The organism is Staphylococcus pasteuri, assembly GCF_030547725.1.
Lineage (GTDB): Bacteria > Bacillota > Bacilli > Staphylococcales > Staphylococcaceae > Staphylococcus > Staphylococcus pasteuri.
In genome coordinates, this window is sequence record NZ_JAUOQO010000765.1 from 1 (window position 1) to 245 (window position 245).

Here is a 245-nt window from a genome sequence, read left to right on the forward strand (position 1 = left end):
TTGGTGTACCTAGCGGCTCTCTAATTATTGATGCTACTAATGATGATTTCACTTTCTCTGTAAATGGAGAGTCAACCGGCGCCATTAAATTATCTCAAGGTACTTATGGAAGTTTTGAAGAGCTAGCGGTTCAATTGCAAGCAAAGATAAATTCAAACTTAGCTCAAAATAACGTGTCCGTATCATATAATGGCTCGTCTTTTGAATTAGATAGCGGTTCTTATGGTTCTCTATCGACTGTAGAG

At 38.0% G+C, this 245-nt stretch carries 1 protein-coding gene; it reads left to right on the plus strand.

Translation table 11 applies throughout. The features are described from left to right. A partial coding sequence (locus tag Q4528_RS15425; RefSeq protein WP_303522591.1) for a hypothetical protein occupies positions 1-245 on the plus strand: 245 nt, incomplete at both ends.